This window comes from Mesorhizobium sp. PL10 (genome assembly GCF_053714315.1).
Genome location: NZ_JBSKBR010000001.1, coordinates 289,490 through 314,888, shown reverse-complemented (window position 1 = coordinate 314,888; position 25,399 = coordinate 289,490). Strand labels below are relative to the sequence as shown.

The window sequence follows — 25,399 nt, the reverse complement described above, 5'->3', positions numbered from 1 at the left end:
TTGCCGCCATTTTCCCGACTGGGCGCAAGCTTTGATATGGTGCGATCGCACCATATCCCAGACCGCTGTGGCGCCGCCGAATCCCCGGCGCCGAGATTAGCTAGCCGGCGTCTCGTTGGGCTTCGTTCGCGATGCCGACCCAGCGTTCGACCTTTTCGAGCAGAGCATTCGGGCTGATCGGCTTGGGCAGATAGTCATCCATGCCGGCTTCCAGGCAGCGTTCGCGATCGCCCTTCAAGGCATGCGCGGTGACGCCGACGATCGGGATATGCGTGCCGCTCTCCTCCTCCAGCCGGCGAATCGCGGCAGTGGCTTCGAGCCCATTCATCTCCGGCATCGAGACGTCCATCAGGATCATGCGCGGATTGAGCCGGCCAAACGCGTCGAGCGCCTTGCGGCCATTGCCGACGATCTCGAAGCTATAGCCGGTTTCACCGAGGATCTGGGTGAACACCATCTGGTTCACCTCATTGTCCTCGGCAACGAGGATGTCGAGCCCGCGTTCGTTGCCGCCCGCCCGGGCGCGGGCGCGCACCGGCGGCGGATGCAACTGCGCCCGCTCGGATGCGGCTCGTGCCGGCGGCGCCGACACCGGCTGTACCATCGCCTGGCCGGAGCTGTCGCTTGCTGCGTGTTCCTCACGGCCATCTGTGGTGCCGTGGCGATGGCGCTGGATGGTCGCGACCAGCGTCTCCAGCAGCACCGAGGAGCGCGCCGGCTTGATCAGCTGCGCGTCGATGCCGAGGTCGCGGTAGCCGGTGTTGGCGAGCGACTGGTCGACCGAGGTCAGCATGATGATCGGCGTGTCGGCCAGCCCTGCGGTGTTGCGAACGATGCGCGCCATTTCGGCGCCGCTCATCCCCGGCATCTGGTAGTCGAGCACGACGCAGTCGACCGGCACGCCATAGGCAGCCGCGGCGACCAGCACCTTCAGCCCTTCGGCGCCGCTTTCGGCGGCGCAAGAATCGAACGTCCACGACACCATCTGCTCGGTCAGGATCGAGCGGTTGACGGCATTATCGTCGACGATCAGCACCCGCGCGCCGGTGACGTCCACCGGCATGATGCGCTGCCCCGTCTGCTGGCCGGCCCTGGGCAGCGTAACGGTGAACCAGAAGGTCGAGCCCTTGCCCTCGGCACTCTCGACGCCGATCTCGCCGCCCATCAGCTCGACAAGCCGCGAGGTGATGGCAAGGCCTAGGCCGGTGCCCTCATGGCGCCTGGTCGACGAGGTATCGACCTGATTGAACTTTTCGAAGACGGCCTTCAGCTTGTCCTCCGGAATGCCGATGCCGGTATCGGTGACCGAGATGGTGAGCCTGGTTCCGGTCGCAACCCTTGTTCCCGTGACATCGACCAGCACATGGCCTTCGTCGGTGAACTTCACCGCATTGCCGAGCAGATTGGTGACGATCTGCCTGAAGCGGCCGACATCGCCGATGAACAGGCTTTCCAGGCCCGGCTCGACGCGCACGATCAGTTCGAGATCCTTCTCCTTGGCGCGTGTCGACACCAATGTCGCCACATCCTCGATCGCCTCGGGCAGGTTGAACGGCGCCGGGTCGAGCACGAGCTGGCCGGCATCGATCTTGGAGAAATCCAGGATGTCGTTGATGATGGTCAAAAGCGCGTTGCCCGACTTGACGATGATGTCGGTGAACGTCTTCTGCTTGGGGTCGAGGTCGGATTTGGCGAGCAGCTCGGCCATGCCCAGCACGCCGTTCATCGGCGTGCGGATCTCGTGGCTCATATTGGCCAGGAATTCCGACTTGGCGCGGTCGGCGAGCACGGCGCGCTGGCGTGCCTCGCGCAGTTCGGCCTCGCGCATCTTCAATTCGGTGATGTCGGTGGTCGATCCGATGAGATAGAGCGAACCGTCGGAGGCGATCATTGCGCCCTTGCGCGCAAACTGGTGGCGCAAACTGCCGTCGGCAAGCGTCACCGTCTCCTCGATCTCCTGCGTCTCGCCGGTGCGCAGCACGGCCATATCGCCGGCGACGAAGGCCTCACCGTCCGCGCCGAAGATCTCGACGTCGGTCTTGCCGATCGCCTCCTCCTTGCTCAGGCCGGTCAGGTCGCACCATCCCTTGTTGACGTAGAATTGGCGCAGGTCCGAGCGCTTGGCGTAGATCGACACCGGAACGTTGTCGATGAGATTGCGGAACACCTCGTTCTCGCGCAAGCTTTCTTCCAGCGCCTGCTCGCGCGCCTTGACCTCGGTGATGTCGGTGCTGGAGCCGACCAGATGCACCGACCCGTCGAGCGCCACCAGGCGGCTCTTGCGCGTCATCAATTGCCGCACCGTGCCGTCGCGGTGGGTAATGGGCTCCTCGATCTCCTTGACGCTGCCGGTGACAACGACCTCGGTGTCGTCATGGCTAGAGCTTTCGGCATCGTCGGCGCCGAACAGCTGACGATCGGTGCGGCCGATGGCATCTTCCTTGGCCAGACCCGTGATCGCGCACCAGGCCTTGTTGACGAATTCGATGCTGAGGTCCTGCGCCTTGATGAAGGCCGCGACCGGCAATTCGTCCATGACATGGCGGAACAGGTCGATCTGGCGCATCGAATCCTGCAGCGCCTTTTCGCGGCTCTTGATGTCGGAAATGTCGACGCGCACGCCGATGAAGGTGCCGTCCTCGGTCCGCATGTCGTAGACCTGGTACCAGCGGCCGTCCGGATTGCGCCGTTCGTAGGACGAAGTGTGCAAATGGTAGCGGGCCAGGATGCCGTCGAGCCAGCGATCCTCATCGGTATCGTAGAGTGCGTCGAGTTCGCTGTCGCCGCTGGTGCGGAAATAGCCCACCGAATGGCCGAGCTCAAGCGCTTCGCGGAAGCTGCAGCCCGGCTTCCATACCGGTTCGAGCGCCGGCAGGGTGTCCTGCATCTTGCGGTTGGCGAAAACGAACTTGTCGTCGCGATCGTAGATAATGACGGCCGCCGGTAGCGATTCCAGCACGGTGGCAAGCTGCTTGCGCGCATCCTCCGCTTCCGTCTCGCGGCGCTTCATGTCGGAAATGTCGAACAGGAAGCCGGCGACATAGTTGCGGCCGCTGGGCATGCCGACCCGGTTCTTGCGCACGATGCGCGAGCGCCTGGCGCCCTCGACCTCGAAATTCTCCTCGATCTCATAAGGCGTGCCGGTGACCAGCACGGCGCGTTCGCTGTCCTCGAACAGCGCGGCATCCTTCCCCGGCATGAAGTCGCCGCCAAGCCTGCCCAGCATCGCTTGCGGCGTCTGTCCGAACAGCGCGGAGAACGCCTCGTTGACGAAGACAAAGCGCAGATTGTCGTCCTTGACGAAGATCGGGTCTTCGACGGCGTTGATCACCGCTTCGGCCAGCCGCGATTTTTCCAGCGCCTCGGCAAGTTCGGCCTCGCGGTCTTTCATGTCGGTGACATCGACATAGGAGATCAGCCGCTGGCCGCCGGCTAGCGGCGCCGTCGATGCAATGAGCGTGCGCCCGTCGTTGCGCGGCAATTGCCTGGAGCCGGCCACGCCGGCCATGATTTCAGCCTCGCGCTCTGCCATGTGGCGCTGCCATGTCGCGTCGTCGGTGCCGTAGGGGTCCATGTCGCGGCTGGCCTGCATCAGCTCGCGGAAGCCGCAGCCGATACCGGCGCGGTGCGGATCGATTTTCCAGAAATCATAGAAGGCACGGTTGATCACCTCCGCGCGCATGTCCGCATCGAGGACAAGCACGCCGATCGGCATCTGGTCGACCATCGTGCGCAGATTGGCAAAGGTTTCGGCGGCCCTTGCGTTGGCGCTTTCGATTGCCGCATCGCGAAGCTTGAGCTCGGTGACGTCATAGTAGGTCAGGAGCCGCTTGCCGCCGGACAGCGCCGTCACCGAGAACATCATCGTGCGGCCGTTGGCGTGGGTGAACTCGCGCGGCGCAACCGAGCCGGCGCGGATCTCCTCGATGCGGGTGGCGAGGTAATGCAGCCACTGCTGTTCATCGAGATCGCCATAGATGCCGTTGCGGCGGTTGAGCTCCATCAGGAGGCTGAACGGCGCGCCGATGGTGATGGCGCCGTCGGGAATCCTCGAGAGACCGCGATAGGCCTTGTTGACGATGAGCGTGCCGAGCTTGGCGTCGAGCAGCACGACGCCCATATGCATGGCATCCATCGTCCGCTCGAGGTCGGCAAGATGCTGCGTGCTCTCACCCGCCGCCGGCGGCACCTGCCGAAGGTCGTCCAATGCACCGGCCAGCGCCGTGACGTTGCGGCCAATGCCGCGATAGCCGGTAAACTCGCCCTCGCCGTCGAAACGTGGGGAGCCGGTGATCGAAACCCAGCGGCAGTCGGGACGGCCGCCCTTCAATTCATAGACGAAGTCGCGAAACGGCCGATGCGCCTGCAGATCCTCCAGATGCGCGGCGGCGTGTCTGTTACCATGCACCATCTGCTTGAGGAAATCGAAGCGGAAGCGGCCAAGAATGCTGGCAGGGTCGATGCCGGTGGCGGCCTGGTAATTCTCTGAAAGCCAGGAAAAGCGCAGCTCGGCGTCGGTCTCCCAGACCCAGTCGGCGTCGGCCTCGACCAGTTCGCGCAGCGCTTCGGGAGCCCCGATGGACGTATCCTCGCCCGTCACAGCCCCTCTTCGGGAACCGCGTCCGCCGCGTGCTCCAACAGTCCCGTCAGCCATTCCGTTTCCACCCCGAAAGCCAAGGCCGAACACCCTTGGTGGTTCGCCGGCGGAATGTGCCCGAGAAGCATTAATGATCCGCTAACCATAACGCATCCAGACTGCGGCCAGAGCCCACATTGCCCTGCGGTATTCCGCCGGTTGTCGGCGCAACCCCGGCCGGGCTATAAGTCGGCAGGGGTGTTGCGGATGACTGGTTGGATCGTGCCTTGTTTCCTGTGCTTGGCGCTGCTTGCGAGCAGCGGCTGCGCGCGCAGCTATGACGGCACTGTGGTGATCCCGAAGCCGCTGGATATCAGGCGGGTCTGGGATCCCGATCCGTCGCAGACCGAGGCCAGCAAGATGCAGGCGGCAGCAGGCGTGTTTCCGACCCCGCCGCAAGAGCCGTACCGGCCGGCGGCACGCCGAAAGACGACAATTGTTGCGCCGAGACGGCATGTCAGGTCCAGCCCGCCCAGCATGGCTTCCGAACCGGCCAACCCGCTCACCTGCAAGAATGTCAGCCAACCCGGCAAACGCTACAAGATGGTCTGCGAATAGCCTGACGCATGTCGACGAAGAAGCCGGGCATCGACAATGGTCGGGGCGCCGCCATGATCAGTCCCGCCTTATCGGCCCTTGCGGTTGAAACCTTTCTCCGCTGTCTCGCGTTGTGTCGGACAAAAGGAGACCGAAGATGTCTATTCACTTCACTGTCTCTGGCCTGACCAGGAACCTGTTCCACTCGCTGGGGCTGGACCATCAATGGGCGCCGAGACCTCTCGACCCCGAGCACAGCCTGCTGCTGGAATGCTACCTTGCGGGCCAGATTCCCGAATCCGCCTGGGCCGACTACGTTTTCGAGACACCGGACCTGCAGCGGCATGTCGACATAAGGCGCCGGCACAACTGAGTGACGCTCACCTATTGCTTGGGCGAGGCGAACTGCATGGTGAAGACATTGCCCGCGACGCCTTGGACAAGCTTGGGCGAGAAGCTCAGCGGCAGACATTCCTGCAGAGCAGTGGTTGCGGCGTCGACAAACGCTTTCTTGGCATTGGCGTCACCATCGACCTTGATCGCCGTCGGTCGCGGCGGACCGATCAGCGTGCCGTCGCGCTTGAAGCTGAAGCTCAGGGTGACGCTGGCATTTCCAGCATCGGTCGGCGGCGTCCAGCACGCCTGGATCGCATTGCCGACCTCCGTCATGGTGTCGAGCGGCGCGGCATTGGACGGGTAGCCTCCGGCCAACACGACACCGGCAACTGCAAACAATGTCGCCACGCCTTTCATGGCAAAGCTCCTCGTACCTCGGCCGCCAAGCATGATGGTAGGGTCGACGCCGGCAATGGCAATATGCCTGATGTCAGAGTTTATTGTGGAGCGCGGGGACGCGTCTTGTGGCGCATCGGCGAAAAGCAAAAGGCCGGCATTGCGCCGACCTTTCCTTCCACTTCGGCGCCAGTACATCCGTGGTCGCGCGGTGGATTGCCCTCAATAGACAGGGCTTTGGTTAACGAATCCTTAGCTTTGCGCGCTGGCCTGTGATTTCACATAGGCGATATAGCCTCTGACATCGCCTGCCGGATCGGCATAGGCCTTGCCGAGTTTCTTCTCGATCGCCGCGACATACTCCTTCGCCCATTTGGGCAGCGGGTAGTCGATGACGGCCAGGAATTCGAGCGTCGATGCCAGGCGGATGTCGGCGATCGACGGATGCTTGCCGCCGATGAACGGCTTGCCGTCCCGGAAGAAGGAGTGAAACACCTCCAGCGGCTCGGCAATCGCGGCCACGGCTGCCTTCTGCGCCTCGGATTTCTTCTCCGGATGCGCGTCGCTGTGGCCGACCTCGCCGGCATATTGCGGGAAGCCGAGCGCCGGATAGGTCGCGCGCGCCACATAGGGGTAGAGCGTGCCGATGAGATAGAACATGGCGCTGTCGACCATCGCCCGCTTGGCCGGCGCCTTGGGATAGAATTTCTCCAGCCCGTGCTTGTTGGCAAGATACTGCATGATGGCGCAGCTTTCCCACAGCACGCCTCTGGGAAGCCCCCTGTCCTCGATCATCGGCGTCAGATGCGCCGGATTGCGCGCCATATATTCGGGCGAGCGCGTATGGCCCCAGGCATCGGTCTCGGCGGCGTCGAACCCGGCCGCGCGCGCAAACACACGGACCGTCATGTTGTTGACGCTCGGCTTCAGCATGCTGATCTTCAGTGCCGGCTTCTTCGCCGCCTGGGCCTTGGCGACCTTTTGCGCGGCCTTTTTGACCGCCGCCTTTGCCACTGCTTTTGCAGCCGGCTTCGCGGCCGCTTTTGCCGCAGGCTTGGCGGCGGCTTTCGGCGTTGCCTTGGCTGCTGATTTCCCAGCGCTCTTCACTGTCTTTGCCATGTTGTTCTCCCCTTGTTTTGCTGGCTGTCAGTATGGATTCTTTGGCGTCCGGTCGTCCGACAAGGTCGCGCGTGACCACTCGACCAGCGTCTGGATCGCATCGGCAAGATGCACTTCGGCGATGTTGTAGTCGCCGCGCGCGACGCGCAGCTTGTGCGCCTGCATCAACACGTCGGCATGGGTGAAGCCGGTCGGCGGTTCGAACCGGTAGGACGCCAGCTCGATCAAAAGGCCGAGCGGATCCTCGAAATAGATCGAATCCATGAAGCCGCGATCCTTGACGCCGCTGTGCTTGATGGCGCGCTCGTCGAGCCGGGCAACCGCCTGCAGGAAGGTGACACGCGACACGGCAAAGGCGATGTGGTGGACGCAGCCCGGCTCGGTCGGCGTGCGCCGCGCCACCGCCGTGCGGCTCTCGTCGGTGAAGATGGTAATCAGCCTTCCGTCGCCCGGATCGAAATAGAGGTGGCTTTCCTTGGGCTTGTCGAGATTGGGCTGCTCGAAGATGAACGGCATGCCGAGCACGCCCTCCCAGAAATCGATGGAGGTCTGGCGCCCGGCGCCGACCAGCGTGATGTGATGGACGCCCTGCGATTGCAGTTTCTGCATTGGTCTCCTCCTCGCCGGCCCTCGCCTTCCTCGCGAGGTTAGATCCTGCCACGTAACGCCATCGCCGAACGCCATGCGTGCGGCGGATTGCATGCCTGGCGGCTTTTCCCAATCTGTTCCCCGGCGTTCTGCGCGCCGTAACGAGCCCTTTGGCAAGGGCTTCGCACAATGATGCTAGTGCAATTGGCAGCGACGCGCCAGAAGCGCCGATGTCGACCGGCGCATGGTGGTGGAGATGAAAAGAGCCAAGCCTTCAAGGTTGCGGATATTCGCTAGGCGACAGCTCTGAACTCGGCTTCCCCCAATGTGCCCAGGCCCGCGCATTCGGCGCATGCCATGGTCTGCCCCGGGCAGCCGGCCCGATGCGTCCCTTGCGGGCAGCAATGCCCTTTCGACGCATACCATCTGGAGCAATCGAAAATCTTCCCGCTGCCGTGGCAATGCGGGCATGTCATTTTCACCGAGGTCATTACCCACTCTACCCGACCCAAATCCGCGTTGCCGCAGATGCTATCCCGGACCGCAAGTAACAGAGATTGCTACGCTTTCAAGCGTCGCGGCCTGACTTAAATTGGGTGTATCCGTGTGCACGGACTGGCTAGCTTTCGCTGATGCCGCCGGCCCTGGCGGTCGAACGCGATCCGCGTGGGTGCCTGTCTGAAATTGTGGAGGGAACAAACGGCCCAGCCGTTGTTTGGAATCGAACAACTGTTCCCACCCTGGCAGAGAAACACTGCACGCATCTGGTGCTCTCGTACGTCGCGGACACGATCGGGCAGCTGGCGCCGGACATCTGAACCAACAGACTGGCCGAAGCTTCACAGAATAGTCGCTCTCAAAGGTGGGAATGATCCGATGGCTGAAACTTCAATCGAATGGACGGACGCGACGTGCCGGGCGCGGGCATTCGTGCACATCCTCACGTGGCCTTCCACGACTGTCGTTGAAAGACAGTTAAAAGAAGGGCAATGAGAGGCACCGCCAAAGCTAGTGAGATTGGATGAGTCCTATGACGCAGAGTATTCTCGAAAAGACGTTGGCAGGCGCGCAGAAGGATCAGGAGACGGTTCGATCCGGCAAGCCGATTGCCAAGGTTCCCGATGGCCTGTCGTTCCACGACATGACCGCTCACCTCGACGACAGGGGAAGCGTAACCGAAATCTACGACACCCGCTGGAATTGGCACCCCGATCCGCTGGTCTTTTGCTACATGTTTACTATCCGACCGGGAACGGTGAAGGGTTGGGGGCTGCATAAGCTTCACGAGGATCGATACTTCGTAGTCGATGGCGAAATGGAGGTCGTCCTGTATGACCCAAGGCCCGAGTCGAGCACTTGCGGACAGGTATTTCGGATTGTTCTGTCTGCAGCCAGGCCACGCCTGATGAACATCCCCAGATTCGTCTGGCACGCGGACCACAACATCGGCACGAGGGACGTTAGAGCAATCAATTTTCCTACAATGCAATATGACCATGCCAATCCCGACAAATACCGGCTGCCGCTGGATACCGATTTGATCCCGGTCGACTTTGGCGGCCTCAAGGGATGGTAGACGCTCCGCCACTCTTCAGCGTCCTGATGCCGACCCATAATCGTCCCGACTCTCTTGCCTATGCCATCCAGTCGGTGCTGGCGCAGACGGAGCAATCGTTCGAGCTTCTGGTCGTTGGCGACGGCGCAGCACCCGAGACCGACGCGGTCGTGAAAAGCTTTTCCGACCCGCGCATTCGTTGGTTTGATTTCCCCAAGGCGCCTCACTTTGGCTATGCCAATCGAAATCTGGCGCTTCGATCGTCACGCGGGGAATTGATAGCCTTCGCCGCCGACGATGACCTGATGATGCCGGATCATCTTGCCCTCATGCGCGGCCAGTTCGTCGATCCGTCGGTGGCACTTGTCTACGGCCAGGTCCTCTGGGTCTCGACCGACGGCATTTGCGGTCCTGATCTTACCAACCTGTTTTTTCCCGAAGAGCGGCGTCAATTCATGGCGAGAGGGAACACGATAGCGGCCTCAGGCGTCGTATATCGCGCCAGCGCTCTTGCGGAGCGGACGGTGTGGCCAGAAGATGTGAACGGGGCGGGAGACTGGGAGATCTGGCGTCGCATCGTGCTCACCAAGGGCTTCGCCGCCGTGCGCTACCTTCGCCTTCCGACGTGCCTGCATTTCTCCGCCAAGTGGAAAAACCTCAGAGACTCCGGGAATCCGAGGCTGACGGGATTTATCAACGCGTGTGAGAAATCGATCTGGTATCCAGCGCCGCTGCGGGTCGCCATTCCGACAGGACACCTGGAACAAAAGGTCTTCTGGGACATCATGTCTGTCGATCCCGACGGCTGGACCGCAATCATTCGCGAAGCAGCAGCCGACGCCGTTAACCGACTTGCGGTCGACCGTCTCGAAAACCTGGTTAGACCCGACCCGCCGCCCACACCACCTCCGCCCGCTGCCCCAGATAACGGCCGAGCGGAGGCTCTTGCGGCAGAAATACAGGCTCTCGCGATAGAAAGGGACGCTTTGAAGGTGGAGATGGAGGCGCTCAAGCGCTCGAAGAGTTGGCGTTGGACTGCCCCTCTAAGGCAATTGCGAAGGCGTATCGGCCGATAGGGGCCGGCGCCAAAGGGCATGAGGCGGGGTATGAAGCGGCCGGATGATCCTATTCGTCCCCGTCGCCGAGGTACGCCTTCACACGTTCGAAATCGCGGTACATTCCGCCGTCCGGGTGTTTCTTCTCATGGCAGGTGATCGCCCAATAGCCGGTGTCCTGAAGACCTTCCATGACCAACACCCGATCGCGGTCGGCCGGGAAATGCTCCTTGAGAAGATCGTTGACGGCATTCAAACCGCCGTCCCGGTAGGCTTGTACATAGACATCGTCGTCCATCATATGTTTCCCCTTTTAGGGCTGCCCGCTGCACCGGCAGCAGCAGCTTTCGGTACTCGGCATGCCTACCGCTTTCACGGCTTCCTCAACCTCGCCCCGGCGCCGCCGCCGTTCTCGGGAATGAACTCGACACCGGCAGATTCGAAAGCCTTTTGAACGGCGGCGATTGAATGCCCCGCCGTTGTCGCCTCAGTCTCGATTCTCGTTACGGTATTCCTGTGCACGCCTGACTTCTCAGCAAGATCTCCGACTGTCCAATTGAGCAGCCCGCGAGCCGCCCTCACTTGTGCACTTGTCACAATGAAATGGCGGCAGTGCTCTGGGCTCGCCGACGCCATAGGGTCGGGGCTCAAGCCGGCATAGGCCTTGCTGGAACCCGTCCACGAAACTCTTTCAGGGCCGGGGCTGATCATTCCGTAGCCGAAACAATCAGCCCGCCGCGTCAGGGTGGCGGACCCCGCCGGCGACCGCAAGCCAAGTGCCGTCGAGCTTTGCAAACGGGCCGAACTCATACCCATTTAAGATGAGGACGGGAGGCGCCGGAGATGAGCCATGTCCGTCCCTGCTTTGCGGTTAACCCGAGTGCGGACTGAAGAAGGCTGACCAGGTGTTCCATTGCTGGGACTCATGTTGCGTTCGTGTCGCACGGCCGATAGTCGCAGGAACGCGGGCGAAATCAATCAGGTTGCGTTCATGCAAATTCGCGGGCGTTTATTCGTCCGACATTCGACGCAATATGGCAAAAGCCGCTAAGTGATTGAAATCCCTGGTACGCCCAAGGGGAATCGAACCCCTGTTCCCGCCGTGAGAGGGCGGTGTCCTGACCGCTAGACGATGGGCGCGTTCAAGAACCGGCGATATAGGCTGACACTTCGGAAAAAGCAACTGGGCTTGGAGCACTTCGGTCGTGTCGTGAAATTGTTCCCCTCAAGCCTGGCGTTTCGGCTCGATCAGGTCCCAGAGATTGCCGTAGAGATCGGCGAAAACCGCCACCGTGCCATAGGGCTCATGGCGCGGCGTCTCGCGAAAGTCGACGCCGTTTTCGAGCATCGCCGCATGGTCTTTGGCAAAATCATCGGTTTCGAGGAAGAAAGCCACCCGGCCGCCGGTCTGGTCGCCGATGCGGCTTTTCTGCAAATCGTCCGACGCTTCAGCCAGAAGCAGCCGCGGACCTTGCCCGGCCGTCGGCGTTACCGTCACCCAGCGCTTGCCGTCACCGAGATCGATGTCGTCGCAGAGCGCAAAGCCAAGCTTGCCGACATACCAGGCAATCGCCTCGTCATAGTTGGCGACCACGAGCGTGACGGTGGCAATGCGACGGCTTTCAGCAAACCCGGTCATATCAGCGGCAAACTTGTTTGTCCGCACGGCGAACGTGGTTGCTGCATCAGCCGGCTCATTTGTTGCGGATGGCGAAGCGGCCGATGATGCGGCGTTCGGCGATGTCGTAGATGAAAATGGCGCGGCTGCCGTCGCTGAGTTCGGCGTCGATCGAGATGCGATTGCCCGACAGCGCCTGGCTGATCACCTTGGCTCCCACCGGCAGCACGATGTCGGCCGCGAGCGGCTCGCCGGGCGGTACTGGAATGTCGTTGGCGAGCGGCGGGTTCGTGGGCGGCGCTTTGCGCGATTTGTAGACAATGGCCGCGATCACCACCATAAGGGCCAGCAATAGCAGGCCGAGATTGATGGCCATGAAGCGGATGAGCCTGCCGCGCACCTTTTCGATCTCGGGGTCGAGCGGCTTTTCCTGATCTTCGTCGTCGGCGGGCCGGGCCATGGCAGAACATTCCGGAACGGTTTCGATGAGCGCTCATAACGAAGAGACCAGACAATTCATAGAGGCGGAGCCAACCGTGCTCGAAGCCAGCGCGGAAGCGGCCGGCCAGCGCCTTGACCAGTGGCTGGCGACCGCCCTTGGCCCCGATATGTCGCGCAGCCGGGTGCAGATGCTGATCCGGCAGGGCGCTGTCACGATCGACGGCAAGCTGGTCGATGAGACCAAGCGCAAGATGTCAGCCGGCGAGCGCGTATCGATCGTCATGCCCGAGCCGGAACCGGCCGAGCCGCAAGGCGAGAACATCGCGCTCGACGTGCTCTATGAAGACGATGAGCTGATCGTCATCAACAAGCCGGCCGGCCTCGTCGTCCATCCCGGCGCCGGCAACTGGACCGGCACGCTGGTCAACGCCCTGATCCACCATTGCGGCGACAGTCTTTCCGGCATTGGCGGCGTCAGGCGCCCGGGCATCGTCCACCGCCTCGACAAGGAGACCAGCGGCGTCATGGTGGTGGCCAAGACCGACCGCGCCCATAAGGCGCTGTCGGAAGCCTTTGCCGACCACGGCCGCACCGGCGATCTCGAACGCGCCTATCTGGCGCTGGTCTGGGACATCCCGCCGCGGCCGACAGGAACGGTAGACGCGCCGCTCGGCCGCGCCGCCGACCGCGTTCGCCGCGCCGTGGTGCCGGAAGGCCGCGACGACGCCCGCCACGCCGTCACCCATTTCACCGTCAAGGAGCGTTTCGGCGAGGACCAGCAGGAGTTCGCCACCGCCAGCCTGGTCGAATGCCGGCTCGAGACCGGCCGTACCCACCAGATCCGCGTCCACATGGCCCATATCGGCCATCCCGTCATCGGCGACCCCGATTACGGCCAGGCCTTCCGCACCAAAGCCAACCGGCTGCCCGAACCGCTGAAAAGCCAGGTCAAGGCCTTTTCTCGCCAGGCTTTGCATGCCTGGCTCCTTGCATTTCGTCACCCGGCTACCCATCTATCGATGAGGTTCGAGGCGTCGATACCGGGGGACATGGAGGAACTCGTCGGCGGCTTTCGCAAGCTCTGAACCGGCCAGCTAAAACCTGAGCGGCATTGTTCACTTTAGCGTGACACACTGTTTCGTGTTGAACAAATGCCTGTCTTTTCTGGTTTTGTTCCTGTATAAAACACCTGTCGCGGGCGAGCCTTTTGGTGCTCGCGTCACATGCCCGCCGCGTTTCGGGGGCATCACTCCAATAGAGAGGGGGCGCTATCATGGCCCAGTCACTACCCAGTATCGTTTCCGGCGAAGGCGGCCTCAGCCGCTACCTGGAAGAAATCCGTCGCTTTCCCATGCTTCAGCCGCAGGAAGAGTACATGCTCGCCAAGCGTTACGCCGAGCATGAAGACACTTCCGCCGCGCACAAGCTCGTCACCAGCCACCTTCGGCTCGTCGCCAAGATCGCCATGGGCTATCGCGGCTACGGCCTGCCGATCGGCGAAGTGATCTCGGAAGGCAATGTCGGCCTGATGCAGGCCGTCAAGAAATTCGAACCCGAGCGTGGCTTCCGCCTCGCGACCTACGCCATGTGGTGGATCAAGGCCTCGATCCAGGAGTACATCCTGCGCTCGTGGAGCCTGGTCAAGATGGGCACGACCGCCAACCAGAAGCGCCTGTTCTTCAACCTGCGCAAGGTGAAGGGCAAGATCCAGGCGCTCGACGATGGCGATTTGAAGCCCGATCAGATCACCGAGATCGCCACTCGGTTGAACGTCTCCGAAGCCGAAGTCGTGTCGATGAACCGCCGCCTGTCGGGCGACGCTTCGCTCAACGCGCCGATCCGCGCCAGCGAAGGCGAATCCGGCGAATGGCAGGACTGGCTGGTCGACGACCACGAAAGCCAGGAAGACATGCTGATCGAGCAGGACGAGCTGGAAAACCGGCGCGGCATGCTGTCGGGCGCGCTTGCCGTGCTCAACGATCGTGAACGGCGCATCTTCGAGGCGCGTCGCCTCGCCGAAGAGCCGCTGACCCTGGAAGAGCTGTCGGCCGAGTTCGACATCAGCCGCGAGCGCGTGCGCCAGATCGAGGTGCGCGCCTTCGAGAAGGTGCAGGACGCGGTCAAGGCCGCCGCCAAACGCCAGATGCAGGCCCTGCGCACGATTGAAGCGCAGCCCGCGGCCTAAGGCCAGGTTCGGTTACGAAACAACAGGCGGCGTCGGGAAACTGGCGCCGCTTTTTTGTGTTCGGCCTTCGCGATTGGCGGTTCCCCGCCCCCGCAAAGCGGGCCTACTGCGTGGGGATAGGAACCAAGATTTGGATCCCTCAAAACCCATCCAGCGGAAACTTCAGATAGCGCCTGCCATTGGCTTCCGGCTCCGGCAGTCGCCCGCCATTCATGTTGACCTGCAGCGCATGCAGGATGAGCCGCGGCATCGGCAGGGTCCGGTCGCGCGCCTCGCGCAAGGCGACGAACTCGGCCTCGGTGCGCGCCGCAACCAGGTGGGTATTCTTCGCCTTCTGCTCCGCCACCGTACTCTCCCAACGCGGCTCGCGGCCACCCTCCTGGTAGTCGTGGCCAACGAAGACGCGCGTGTCGTCCGGTAATGCCAGGATGCCCTGGATCGAGCGCCACAGCCGCGCAGCACTGCCGCCGGGAAAATCTGCCCTTGCCGTGCCGCTATCGGGTATGAACAGCGTATCGTGGATGAAGGCGGCGTCACCTATGACATAGGTGATCGAAGCCAGCGTGTGGCCGGGCGAAAACAGCACCTTGACCGGAAGGCCGCCGATCCGAAAGGTATCGCCTTCGCCAAACAGCCGGTCCCACTGCGAGCCGTCGGCGGGAAAATCCGGCCAGTTGTAGATCGCCTTCCACAGTTTCTGGACCTCGACCACCCTGTCGCCGATCGCCGTCGGCGCGCCGGTCTTCTCATGAAGATGATGTGCCGCCGAGAAATGATCGGCATGCGGATGGGTATCGAGGATCCACTCGAGTTCCAGTCCGTTTGCCTGGATGAAGTCCAGCAAGGCATCGGCGCTTTTCGTCGCCGTCGCGCCGGACCTCTCGTCGAAATCGAGGATCGGGTCGATGATGGCGCAGCGCTTCGTCGCCGGATCGGCAACGACATACTGTATGGCTCCGGTCGGCTTGTCGTAAAAGCCGCTGACCAGCGGCTTGGCCAAAGCTGCGTCCAATTTCCGACCCCCTGCCCTGGCTCCGGCAGGAATGATTTTTTCTGCCGGAATGAACCAAGAGCATGGTCATCTAGCAAGGCACACTCGTCAAGCACGCCTTGCCAGAAACAGAACAAAAATCGAAAACCTAGGCGGACGGCTGCTTGGTCTTCCTGAGATAGGGCAGGATCGTGTCAAAAGCGCCGAAGCGCTTGATTGCATCCTCGTTGGAGACGGCGGCGGTGATGATCACGTCCTCGCCCTGCTTCCAGTTGGCCGGCGTTGCCACCTGGTGCTTGGCGGTGAGCTGCATGGAATCGACGGCGCGCAGGATCTCGTCGAAGTTGCGGCCGGTGGTCATCGGATAGGTCAGCACCAGCTTGATCTTCTTGTCCGGCCCGATGACATAGACCGAGCGCACCGTGGCGTTGTCGGCCGGCGTGCGGCCTTCCGACGTCTCACCGGCGCCGGCCGGCAGCATGTCATAGAGCTTGGCCACCTTGAGGTCCTTGTCGCCGATCAGCGGGTAGTTCACCGTCTGGCCGGTCGCCGTCTTGATGTCGGCCTGCCACTTGTCGTGGCTCGCAACCGGATCGACGGAAATGCCGATGACCTTGACGTTGCGCTTTTTGAACTCGCCCTCGAGCCCGGCCATCGTGCCAAGCTCGGTCGTGCAGACCGGAGTAAAATTCTTCGGATGGCTGAACAGGATCGCCCAGCCGTCGCCGATCCAGTCATGAAAATTGATCGTCCCTTGCGTCGTTTCGGCGGTGAAGTCCGGCGCGATGTCGTTGATACGAAGGCTCATGGCACATTTCCCCTGCAACAGATTTCGTAAGGAGCGGCACCAAGGCGGCAGCCACGCTCCGGCATTGCCACATCTTAACGCATAAATCGCGGCTGCGAGACAATAGGAAACTCTTGCCGGCGACGGAACGGGCACTTTCGTTCTAGGGACCCGGCATCGGCCCCGACAAATCTTTCGTTTCTACGGGAAAAGGCTGCGCTCAGGCCTTGTTGACCGCGAGCGACGTGGCCAGATCTTCCATGCGCTGGGCGAGCGCGCCGAGCGCGCTGGTCAACACCGTGTCGTTCTTGTCGGCCTTGGTCAACGCTTCGTCGCGCGTCTTGCGCAGCGTCTGCACCTCGGTTTCCATGCCCTTGACGCGCTTCTGCAGTTCCGACAGCTCGTCCATCACCATGATGCCGGCCATCACCGTCAGCCGCTGGTCGCCGATCTCGCCGAACGAATCCTTCAGATGCGAGACATAACGATCGAAGCGTTCGGCCAGATCGATCAGATGCTCTTCCTGGCCTTCGTCGCAGGCCATGCGGTACTGCTTGCCGTCGATGGAAACCGTGACCTGTGCCATGGCCTGCAGCTCCTATCTGTCCAGCACCGCGCGGATGGTTTCCATGGCGGTCACCAGGCGGCGCGACACTTCCTTGTTGGCATCTTCCAGCCGTTCGGCGCGGGCTTCGGAATTGTCGAGTTCCTGCGCCAGCCGGGAACGGTCAGCGTTCATCCGCTGCACTTCGGCCTCGGCTTCGGAGTAGTCGCGCTCATGCTCAAGCTTGGCCGCGACGGCATTTTCCAGGCCCTCGATGGCCTTGCCCAGCCTGTGGATGACTTCCTTGAGTGTGGTTTCCCCGGTCATGGCCTTCGTCCTGCCCTGCCCATCACCGAATCGCTCGCGTTCAGAACGCGTTATCCCGGAAACATTAGGCACCGGGTGAAGGCAACGTCAACAAAGCTCTCGCGACTGTCCCCCGCTAACGCTAATGCAGGCCTCCCCCCGCCATCACAAGACCGGCAAATGTGAAGCCGATTTGTTGACTAAAAGCCCGCGCCTGCTATGTGTCGCGCACCCTTTCCAGGGCTCTGCCAAGCCCGCAAATCCCCACCCCGGAGGTACCATGACGTCGCGTGAACAACATGACCGGATGGCCAATGCGATCCGTTTTCTCGCCATGGACGCTGTCGAAAAGGCCCAGTCCGGCCACCCCGGCCTGCCCATGGGCTGCGCCGACATCGCCACCGTGCTGTTCACGAAGTTCCTGAAATACGATCCGAAGAACCCCCATTGGCCCGACCGCGACCGTTTCATCCTGTCGGCCGGCCACGGCTCGATGCTGCTCTATTCGCTGCTGCACCTGACCGGCTACGAGGACATGACGATCGACCAGATCAAGCATTTCCGCCAGCTCGGTTCCAAGACCGCGGGCCATCCAGAATACGGCCATGCCACCGGCATCGAGACGACGACCGGCCCGCTCGGCCAGGGTCTTGCCAATTCAGTCGGCTTCGCGCTCGGCGAGCGCATCATGAACGCCGCCTTCGGCAACGACCTCGTCGACCACTACACCTATGTACTGGCCGGCGACGGCTGCCTGATGGAAGGCGTGTCGCAGGAAGCCATCGCGCTGGCTGGCCACCTCAAACTGAACAAGCTGATCGTCTTCTGGGACAACAACAACATCTCGATCGACGGCCCGGTCTCGCTCGCCGACAACACCGACCAGGTCGCCCGCTTCCAGGCCTCCGGCTGGAACGCCAGCCACATTGACGGCACCGATCCCGAAGCCATCGCCTACGCCATCGAGGCGGCGCGCCATTCCGACAAGCCGACGATGATTGCCTGCAAGACGACCATCGGCTTCGGCGCACCGACCAAGGCCGGCACCAACAAGGCGCACGGCTCGCCGCTCGGCGCCGACGAGATCGCCGGCGCGCGCAAGTTCTTCAAGTGGGACTCGCCGCCTTTCGAGATTCCGGCCGACATCCTCGACGCCTGGCGCACCGCGGGCAAGGCCGGCGCCAAGCCGCGCACCGACTGGGAAGGCCGCCTGGCCAAGGCCGACGCCAAGCTCAAGGCAGAGTTCGAGCGCCGCCTCGCCGGCAAGCTGCCCTCCAACTTCGATGCCGTCATCGCCGACTACAAGAAGAAGCTGTCGGCCGACAAGCCGAAGGTCGCCACCCGCAAGTCCTCGGAAATGGCGCTGGAAATCATCAACGGCGCCGTGCCCGAGACCATCGGCGGCTCGGCCGACCTGACCGGCTCCAACAACACCAAGACCAGCCAGACTAAGAACATCACGCCCGACGATTACGGCCAGCGTTATGTCCACTACGGCATCCGCGAGCATGGCATGGCCGCCGCGCTCAACGGCCTGACGCTGCATGGCGGCCTGATCGCCTATGGCGGCACCTTCATGTGCTTCTCCGACTATGCCCGCCCGTCGATGCGCCTGGCTTCGCTGATGGGCATCCGCTCGATCTTCGTCATGACCCATGATTCCATTGGTCTGGGCGAAGACGGCCCGACCCACCAGCCGGTCGAGCATCTGGCGGCCCTGCGCGCCATCCCGAACCACAATGTCTTCCGTCCGGCCGACGCGGTGGAAACCGCGGAATGCTGGCAGATCGCCATTGAGACGGAAAAGACGCCGTCGACCCTGGCGCTGACCCGCCAGAACCTGCCGACGGTGCGCACCGAATTCTCGGCCAAGAACCTGAGCAGCCAGGGCGCCTATGAACTGGCCGCGGCCAGCGGCGAGGCGGCGGTGACGATCTTCGCCACCGGCTCCGAGGTCGAGATCGCGCTCGGCGCCCGTGACCTGCTTGAAAAGCACGGCCACCCGACCCGCGTCGTGTCGGTGCCTTGCTTCGAGCTGTTCGACCAGCAGAGCGACGCCTATCGCAAGAAGACCATCGGCAGCGCGCCGATCAAGATGGCGATCGAAGCCGGCATCCGCCAGGGCTGGGATCACCTGATCGGCTCCGACGGCATCTTCATCGGCATGCACGGCTTCGGCGCCTCCGGCACCATCGAACAGCTCTACCCGCATTTCGGCATCACCGCCGATGCTGCGGCCAAGGCGGCGGAAGCCCGCCTGCATAGCAAGTAGTGTCAGGGTCAGTCCCGCGAACCGCTTAAGGCGATTTTGCGGGACTGGACCAACCTAATCGATTTAAATTCGGCCTTCTGCGGCTGGATTCTTGTGCCATCCGCCGCTATGAAGCTGCGGACCCATCTGCCGCCTTCCAGCTCCCAGGGAGAGTAAAATGACCGTCAGAGTTGCCATCAACGGATTTGGCCGCATCGGCCGCAACATCCTGCGCGCCATCCACGAATCCGGCCGCAAGGATATCGACGTCGTCGCTGTCAACGATCTCGGCCCGGTCGAGACCAACGCGCATCTGCTGCGCTATGACAGCGTGCACGGCCGCTTCCCGCATGAAGTCTCGGTGTCCGGCGACCAGATCACGGTCGGCAAGGAGACTTTCAAGGTCACCGCGATCAAGGACCCGACGCAGTTGCCGTGGAAGGAACTGGGCGTCGACATCGCGCTCGAATGCACCGGCATTTTCACCGCCCGCGATAAGGCCGCCGCGCACCTGACCGCCGGCGCCAAGCGCGTGCTGGTCTCGGCGCCTGCCGAAGGCGCCGACCTCACCGTCGTCTACGGCATCAACCACGACAAGTTGAACAAGGACCACATCGTCATCTCGAATGCGTCCTGCACCACCAACTGCCTTGCGCCGCTGGCTGCCGTGCTGCACGAGACCGTCGGCATCGAAAAGGGCATGATGACGACGATCCACTCTTACACGGGCGACCAGCCGACGCTGGACACCATGCACAAGGATCTCTACCGCGCCCGCGCCGCAGCACTCTCGCAGATCCCGACCTCGACCGGCGCCGCCAAGGCGATCGGCCTCGTCCTGCCCGATCTCAAGGGCAAGCTCGACGGCATCTCGATCCGCGTGCCGACGCCGAATGTCTCGGTCGTCGACTTCAAGTTCATCGCCAAGCGCGCCACCACCGTGCAGGAGATCAACGAAGCGGTGATCGCCGCCTCCAACGGCAAGCTCAAGGGCATTCTCGGCGTCACCCATCACCCGAATGTCTCGATCGACTTCAACCACGATCCGCGCTCCTCGATCATGGCGCTCGACCAGACCAAGGTCATGGACGGCAACTTCGTTTCGGTGCTGTCCTGGTACGACAATGAGTGGGGCTTCTCGAACCGCATGGGCGACACCGCGGTCGCCTTCGGCAAGACCATCGCCTGATTGCAGGCTCTGGTCTCTTAGCTTCAAACGCCCGGCCTTGTCCGGGCGTTTTTCGTCAGAGCGCCCGGCAAGGCCCACCGAGCCGCCAAATGCCGGAAAATCAGCGGCATAGGGCAAAAAGCCACCCTTGCGCCTTGCGCTGGCCATGCCTTCGCCCCACTCTCCCGTAAATCGGAAGAAGAGGAATTCGAGGGGAAAGATCACGGATGGAGCATGCGATCTATCTCGTCACGCTGGTCGGCACAGCGCTTGTTGTCGCCGCAGCGTTCTCGAGCCTGATCGCCTTCCGCTTCGGCGCTCCGCTGCTCCTCCTGTTCCTCTGCATCGGCCTCGCCGCCGGCGCCGACGGTCTCGGCATCGAATTCGACAATGCGCGCCTGGCTTATTTTGCCGGCTCATTGGCGCTGGCGGTCATCCTGTTCGATTCCGGTTTCGGCACACCGCTCAATGCATTGCGCCAGGCGGCCGGGCCGGCGCTGTCGCTGGCGACCTTCGGCGTGCTTTTGACCACCGGCCTGTTCGGCGCCGCCGCCTACTATCTGCTCGACCTCAGCTGGCTGGAATCCTTTCTGCTTGGTGCTGCCGTCGCCTCGACCGACGCGGCCGCGGTGTTCTTCCTGCTGCGCGCCGGCGAGATCAATCTGCGCGAGCGCGTGCGTGCGACACTCGAAGTCGAATCCGGCACCAACGACCCGATCGCCATCTTCCTGACCATCACGCTGGTCGAGATCATCGCGGCCCACGCCAATCCCGAGACCCATATGCTGGTCACCGACCTGATCCTCGGCTTCCTGCTCAATATGGGCCTCGGCGCCATTGTCGGCGTGCTTGGCGGCCTCGGCATAGTGCGCCTCGTCGACCGGCTCAATCTCGACCACGGCCTGCTGCCGATCTTCGTGCTGACCTTGTCCCTGATGGTGTTCGCCGCCGCCGGCGCCATCGGCGGGTCGGGTTTTCTGGCGGTCTATCTCGCTGGTCTGATTGCCGGCAATTCCGACATCCGCGCCGTCACCATCCTGAAGCGATTCCAGGACGGCATGTCATGGCTGGCGCAGATCATCATGTTCCTGATCTTGGGGCTGTTCGCGACGCCCTCGCAATTCCCGGCGATCCTGGTGCCGGCAGTGCTGCTTGGCCTGTTCCTGATCTTTGTCGCGCGGCCGGTCGCCGTCTGGCTCTGCCTGATCCCGTTCCGTCTGCCTCGCCCCGAGGTCGCTTTCGTGTCCTGGGTCGGCCTGCGCGGCGCGGTCTCCATCCTGCTTGCGATCACGCCGCTGCTCGGCGGACTGGAGAACGGCCGCGTCATCTTCAACACCGCCTTCATCATCGTGCTGGTGTCTCTGGTCGTTCAGGGTTGGACGGTCGGGCCACTGGCGCGCCGGCTCGGCCTGATCGTGCCGGCGAGGCTCGGGCCGCTGGACAAGGTCGAGCTCGAACTGCCGGGCTCGGCCCATCACGAGTTGCTCGCCTACCGTGTCGCACCCGGCAGCCCGGTGGCGCGCGGCGAGCGCATTCCGCGCTGGGCACGGCCCTCGCTGGTGCTGCGCGACGGCCGCTCGATGCGCTTCCAGGACATGGGCCGGCTCGCCGCCGGCGACCAGGTCTACATCTTCGTACCCGACCGCTATCCGCGCCTGCTCGACAAGCTGTTCGCCAGCCGTGCGGTGGTCGACCCCGAGGATGCCGATTTCTTCGGCGCCTTCGCCGTCGATCCTGCCCGTTCGGCCGAGGAACTGGAGGCCGCCTATGGGCCGGGCCTGAGCGAAGCCGAGCGCAGGCTGACTGTCGGCGCCCTGGTCACGGCGCGTCTCGGCGGCCATGCCGAATATGCCGACCGTGTGCTGATCGGCCCGATCGAGCTGATCGTCCGCGACGTCGACGACAAGGGCAAGATCACAGGCCTCGGCCTGTCCTTCGAGCCGACCGCCCCGGTGGCACGGGTGCCGGTGTTCCTCAGTGCCGGCGAGATCGGCGACCGTGTCGTTGCCTTCATCCGCAACTGGCGCAGGCCGATGGAGACGCATGTCGCGGAGGCTCCGGCTGAGGAGAAGCCGCCCTCGGAGCCTGCCGCGGAAAAGGCAGCGACCGAGAGCTGACCACGATCCGTCTGGCCGCCAACCAAAGCAAGTTCGTCGCCAGCATCACCGCTACCTTCGCCCTGACTTCAAAATTTAACGCGCGCCGCGGCTCAAGCCTTGCATCGTCATTGATGCGAGGTATGGTCCCGGCGATTTTCACGGAAAGGAACCAGCATGGCCGCCTTCAAGACACTCGACGATATCGGCAATATCAGCGGCAAGCGCGTGCTGGTGCGGGTCGACCTCAACGTGCCGGTCGCTGACGGCAAGGTCACCGACGCCACCCGCATCGAGCGCATCGCGCCGACCATCGCCGAGCTGTCCGGCAAGGGCGCCAAGGTCATCCTGCTCGCACATTTCGGCCGGCCGAAGGATGGCCCCTCGCCGGAATTCTCGCTGGAGCCGATCGCGAAAGCCACCGCCGAGGTGCTTGGCCGTCCCGTCGGCTTTGCCTCGGATTGCGTCGGCGATACGGCCGGAAGCGCCGTCGCCGGCATGAACAAGGGCGACGTGCTGCTGCTCGAAAACACCCGCTTCTACAAGACCGAGGAAAAGAACGATCCGGCCTTCACCGAAAGGCTCGCCGCCAATGGCGACATTTTCGTCAACGACGCCTTTTCCGCCGCCCACCGCGCCCACTCCTCGACCGAAGGCCTGGCGCGGCTGTTGCCGTCCTATGCCGGCCGCACCATGCAGGCTGAGCTCGAGGCGCTGGAGAAGGGGCTCGGCAATCCGCTTCGTCCTGTGGTTGCCATTGTCGGCGGCGCCAAGGTCTCGACCAAGATCGACCTTCTGATGAACCTCGTGAAGAAGGTCGACGCGCTGGTGATCGGCGGCGGCATGGCCAACACCTTCCTCGCCGCGCGCGGCACCGCTGTCGGCAAGTCGCTGTGCGAGCATGACCTTGCTCCGACCGCCAAGCAGATCATGATCGAGGCGGCCGAGGCCGGCTGCGCCATCGTGCTGCCGGTCGACGGCGTCGTCGCAAAAGAGTTCAAGGCGGGCGCCGCCTGCGAGACCGTCGCCATCTCGGACGTGCCCGCCGACGGCATGATCCTCGATGTCGGCGAAAAGACCGTGAAGGCGATCGGCGAGTGGATCGACCGCGCCGCGACGCTGGTCTGGAACGGCCCGCTCGGCGCCTTCGAGATCGAGCCTTTCGACCACGCCACGGTGGCAGCGGCCAGGCACGCGGCAGCCCGGACCAACGCCGGCAAGCTGGTCTCCGTCGCCGGTGGCGGCGATACGGTCGCCGCACTCAATCATGCAGGCGTCGCCGACGACTTCACCTATGTCTCGACTGCAGGCGGCGCTTTCCTGGAATGGATGGAAGGCAAGCCGCTGCCAGGCGTCGACGTACTGAAAAAGCAGGCCTGACGGGAACACCGGCGCCAAATGACGCGCCGGGAACTTTCAATCGATTCGAGCTTTCCGATGCCATTCCTTTGGCGGTAGACTTCCGTTAGAGCAATTCCAGGAAAAGTGTGAGCGGGTTTTCCGTCCGGAATTGCGTAAAAACAAAAGACATAGAGCGGCTCGCCGTTTCCGTGAAACGGTGAACCGCTCTGTGTGCGGAACAGACCCCTTCAGGAGAAGCAACAATGAGCGAACGTCTCGAAGATATTGCCGCCGCGATCGTGGGCGGCGGCAAGGGCCTGCTGGCCGCCGATGAAAGCTCCGGCACCATAAAGAAGCGCTTCGACGTCATCGGCGTCGAATCGACCGCCGACAGCCGCCGCGACTACCGCGAGATGATGTTTCGCGCCAAGGACGCGATGACGAAATACATTTCCGGCGTCATCCTCTATGACGAGACGATCCGCCAGAAGGCCGCCGACGGCACGCCGCTGGTCGACATCATCAAGGCAGCGGGCGCCATTCCCGGCATCAAGGTCGATGCCGGCGCCAAGCCGCTGGCCGGCTTTCCCGGCGACACCATTACCGAGGGGCTCGATGGCCTGCGCGAACGCCTTGCCGACTATTACAAGCTCGGTGCCCGCTTCGCCAAATGGCGCGCGGTGATCGACATCGACACCGGCAAGGGCGTGCCCTCGGCCAATTCGATTGCCTCCAATACCCATGCGCTCGCCCGCTATGCAGCACTTTGCCAGGAAACCGGCATCGTGCCGATCGTCGAGCCGGAAGTGCTGATGGACGGTGCCCACGACATCGACACCTGCTACGCGGTCTCGAAGGCGACGCTGATCAAGCTCTATGACGAGCTTCATGCGGCGCGCGTCGTGCTCGAAGGCACCATCCTGAAGCCGAACATGGTCATTGCCGGCAAGAAATCCGGCAAGACGAACAGCCCCGAGGAGATCGCAGAAAAGACGATCAGGCTTTTCCGCGAGACCGTGCCGGTTGCGGTGCCCGGCATCGCTTTCCTCTCGGGTGGACAGTCGGACGAGGAAGCAACCGCAAACCTCAATGCCATCAACGCCATCGGCCCGCACCCGTGGAAGCTGACCTTCTCCTACGGCCGTGCGTTGCAGGCCGCCCCGCAAAAAGCCTGGAGCGGCAAGGCGTCGAACGTCGCTGCCGGCCAGGCCGCCTTCACCCACCGCGCCTATATGAACCATCTGGCGGCGCTTGGAAAATGGAAGGCGAGCCTCGAACAGGCTGCCTGAGCGCAGTCCTCCCGTTGTCATACAAACCCGGGCCGATGCGCCCGGGTTTTTTGTTTGCGGCGTGCGGGCTTGGGATGGAGCCTGTCCATCCTTATCTCCCCTTCGGCAAAAGCTGACGGCGATGTCGGGTCCTGCCCATCCCGAACGTCCTTGGGATGAC

23 protein-coding genes and 1 tRNA gene are annotated in these 25,399 nt (G+C 62.9%); 11 read left to right on the top strand and 13 right to left on the bottom strand.

Annotated elements, in window-relative coordinates:
- Positions 1-100: 100 nt before the first annotated feature.
- The gene (locus ACWGTO_RS01590) at positions 101-4,654 is read right to left on the bottom strand and encodes a PAS domain-containing protein (RefSeq protein ID WP_454573119.1); all 4,554 of its coding nucleotides are present in this window, start codon (positions 4,652-4,654) and stop codon (positions 101-103) included.
- A 189-nt stretch (positions 4,655-4,843) separates the two neighbouring features.
- Here ACWGTO_RS01590 and ACWGTO_RS01585 point away from each other — a divergent pair, with 189 nt between their 5' ends.
- Both ACWGTO_RS01585 and ACWGTO_RS01580 read left to right on the top strand, forming a co-directional pair.
- Entirely contained in the window at positions 4,844-5,194 is a 351-nt protein-coding gene (locus ACWGTO_RS01585) for a hypothetical protein (protein ID WP_454573118.1), read from the top strand.
- A gap of 136 nt (positions 5,195-5,330) precedes the next feature.
- Positions 5,331-5,546 (top strand): hypothetical protein, encoded by a 216-nt coding sequence (locus tag ACWGTO_RS01580; protein WP_454573117.1) that lies wholly within the window; start codon positions 5,331-5,333, stop codon positions 5,544-5,546.
- A gap of 11 nt (positions 5,547-5,557) precedes the next feature.
- On the opposite strand, the gene ACWGTO_RS01575 is transcribed toward ACWGTO_RS01580, so the two are convergent.
- The 3 genes from ACWGTO_RS01575 to ACWGTO_RS01565 form a co-directional block, all read right to left on the bottom strand.
- Positions 5,558-5,926 (bottom strand): hypothetical protein, encoded by a 369-nt coding sequence (locus ACWGTO_RS01575; protein WP_454573116.1) that lies wholly within the window; start codon positions 5,924-5,926, stop codon positions 5,558-5,560.
- A gap of 231 nt (positions 5,927-6,157) precedes the next feature.
- Entirely contained in the window at positions 6,158-7,024 is an 867-nt protein-coding gene (locus tag ACWGTO_RS01570; RefSeq protein ID WP_454573115.1) for a glutathione S-transferase family protein, read from the bottom strand.
- A gap of 27 nt (positions 7,025-7,051) precedes the next feature.
- Complete coding sequence (locus ACWGTO_RS01565; RefSeq protein ID WP_454573114.1) at positions 7,052-7,633, bottom strand: VOC family protein; 582 nt, start codon at positions 7,631-7,633, stop codon at positions 7,052-7,054.
- A gap of 1,009 nt (positions 7,634-8,642) precedes the next feature.
- Between ACWGTO_RS01565 and ACWGTO_RS01560 the strand changes: the two genes are divergently transcribed.
- Positions 8,643-9,188, top strand: coding sequence for a cupin domain-containing protein (locus ACWGTO_RS01560; protein WP_454573113.1), 546 nt, complete (start codon positions 8,643-8,645; stop codon positions 9,186-9,188).
- Complete coding sequence (locus ACWGTO_RS01555) at positions 9,182-10,243, top strand: glycosyltransferase family 2 protein (protein WP_454573112.1); 1,062 nt, start codon at positions 9,182-9,184, stop codon at positions 10,241-10,243. Before ACWGTO_RS01560 ends, ACWGTO_RS01555 begins: the two co-directional genes overlap by 7 nt.
- A 49-nt stretch (positions 10,244-10,292) precedes the next feature.
- On the opposite strand, the gene ACWGTO_RS01550 is transcribed toward ACWGTO_RS01555, so the two are convergent.
- The 5 genes from ACWGTO_RS01550 to ACWGTO_RS01530 all read right to left on the bottom strand — a co-directional run bounded on the left by ACWGTO_RS01550 (position 10,293) and on the right by ACWGTO_RS01530 (position 12,300).
- On the bottom strand, positions 10,293-10,523 hold the full coding sequence (locus tag ACWGTO_RS01550; RefSeq protein WP_454573111.1) for a hypothetical protein: 231 nt from the start codon (positions 10,521-10,523) through the stop codon (positions 10,293-10,295).
- A gap of 71 nt (positions 10,524-10,594) precedes the next feature.
- On the bottom strand, positions 10,595-10,858 hold the full coding sequence (locus tag ACWGTO_RS01545) for a helix-turn-helix domain-containing protein (protein ID WP_454573500.1): 264 nt from the start codon (positions 10,856-10,858) through the stop codon (positions 10,595-10,597).
- Between the two features lie 429 nt (positions 10,859-11,287).
- Positions 11,288-11,362 (bottom strand) — tRNA-Glu (locus ACWGTO_RS01540).
- 85 nt (positions 11,363-11,447) lie between these two features.
- The gene (locus ACWGTO_RS01535) at positions 11,448-11,861 is read right to left on the bottom strand and encodes a VOC family protein (RefSeq protein WP_454573110.1); all 414 of its coding nucleotides are present in this window, start codon (positions 11,859-11,861) and stop codon (positions 11,448-11,450) included.
- Positions 11,862-11,916: 55 nt separating this feature from the next.
- On the bottom strand, positions 11,917-12,300 hold the full coding sequence (locus ACWGTO_RS01530; protein ID WP_454573109.1) for a fimbrial protein: 384 nt from the start codon (positions 12,298-12,300) through the stop codon (positions 11,917-11,919).
- 25 nt (positions 12,301-12,325) lie between these two features.
- Here ACWGTO_RS01530 and ACWGTO_RS01525 point away from each other — a divergent pair, with 25 nt between their 5' ends.
- Both ACWGTO_RS01525 and rpoH read left to right on the top strand, forming a co-directional pair.
- Positions 12,326-13,366 carry an RluA family pseudouridine synthase gene (locus tag ACWGTO_RS01525; RefSeq protein ID WP_454573108.1) on the top strand — a complete coding sequence of 347 codons (1,041 nt, stop codon included), beginning with the start codon at positions 12,326-12,328 and terminating at the stop codon, positions 13,364-13,366.
- A 188-nt stretch (positions 13,367-13,554) separates the two neighbouring features.
- Complete coding sequence (gene rpoH / locus ACWGTO_RS01520) at positions 13,555-14,466, top strand: RNA polymerase sigma factor RpoH (RefSeq protein ID WP_142869964.1); 912 nt, start codon at positions 13,555-13,557, stop codon at positions 14,464-14,466.
- Between the two features lie 139 nt (positions 14,467-14,605).
- Here rpoH and ACWGTO_RS01515 read toward each other — a convergent pair whose 3' ends face one another.
- The 4 genes from ACWGTO_RS01515 to ACWGTO_RS01500 all read right to left on the bottom strand — a co-directional run bounded on the left by ACWGTO_RS01515 (position 14,606) and on the right by ACWGTO_RS01500 (position 17,115).
- On the bottom strand, positions 14,606-15,478 hold the full coding sequence (locus ACWGTO_RS01515) for an MBL fold metallo-hydrolase (RefSeq protein WP_454573107.1): 873 nt from the start codon (positions 15,476-15,478) through the stop codon (positions 14,606-14,608).
- A 127-nt stretch (positions 15,479-15,605) separates the two neighbouring features.
- Positions 15,606-16,265: a peroxiredoxin gene (locus tag ACWGTO_RS01510; RefSeq protein ID WP_112559528.1), complete on the bottom strand. Its 660-nt coding sequence runs from the start codon at positions 16,263-16,265 to the stop codon at positions 15,606-15,608.
- A gap of 199 nt (positions 16,266-16,464) precedes the next feature.
- Positions 16,465-16,830, bottom strand: coding sequence for a cell division protein ZapA (locus tag ACWGTO_RS01505; RefSeq protein WP_023670127.1), 366 nt, complete (start codon positions 16,828-16,830; stop codon positions 16,465-16,467).
- 12 nt (positions 16,831-16,842) lie between these two features.
- Positions 16,843-17,115 carry a DUF4164 domain-containing protein gene (locus tag ACWGTO_RS01500; protein ID WP_023670128.1) on the bottom strand — a complete coding sequence of 91 codons (273 nt, stop codon included), beginning with the start codon at positions 17,113-17,115 and terminating at the stop codon, positions 16,843-16,845.
- Between the two features lie 259 nt (positions 17,116-17,374).
- Here ACWGTO_RS01500 and tkt point away from each other — a divergent pair, with 259 nt between their 5' ends.
- From tkt to ACWGTO_RS01475, 5 genes are all read left to right on the top strand, one after another.
- Positions 17,375-19,366, top strand: a complete 1,992-nt coding sequence (tkt, locus tag ACWGTO_RS01495) for a transketolase (protein WP_454573106.1) — start codon at positions 17,375-17,377, stop codon at positions 19,364-19,366.
- A 157-nt stretch (positions 19,367-19,523) separates the two neighbouring features.
- Positions 19,524-20,534 (top strand): type I glyceraldehyde-3-phosphate dehydrogenase, encoded by a 1,011-nt coding sequence (gap, locus tag ACWGTO_RS01490; RefSeq protein WP_454573105.1) that lies wholly within the window; start codon positions 19,524-19,526, stop codon positions 20,532-20,534.
- Between the two features lie 206 nt (positions 20,535-20,740).
- Complete coding sequence (locus ACWGTO_RS01485; RefSeq protein ID WP_454573104.1) at positions 20,741-22,630, top strand: potassium/proton antiporter; 1,890 nt, start codon at positions 20,741-20,743, stop codon at positions 22,628-22,630.
- A 156-nt stretch (positions 22,631-22,786) separates the two neighbouring features.
- Positions 22,787-23,989, top strand: coding sequence for a phosphoglycerate kinase (locus ACWGTO_RS01480; RefSeq protein WP_454573103.1), 1,203 nt, complete (start codon positions 22,787-22,789; stop codon positions 23,987-23,989).
- A gap of 224 nt (positions 23,990-24,213) precedes the next feature.
- Entirely contained in the window at positions 24,214-25,239 is a 1,026-nt protein-coding gene (locus ACWGTO_RS01475) for a class I fructose-bisphosphate aldolase (RefSeq protein WP_454573102.1), read from the top strand.
- Positions 25,240-25,399: the final 160 nt, after the last annotated feature.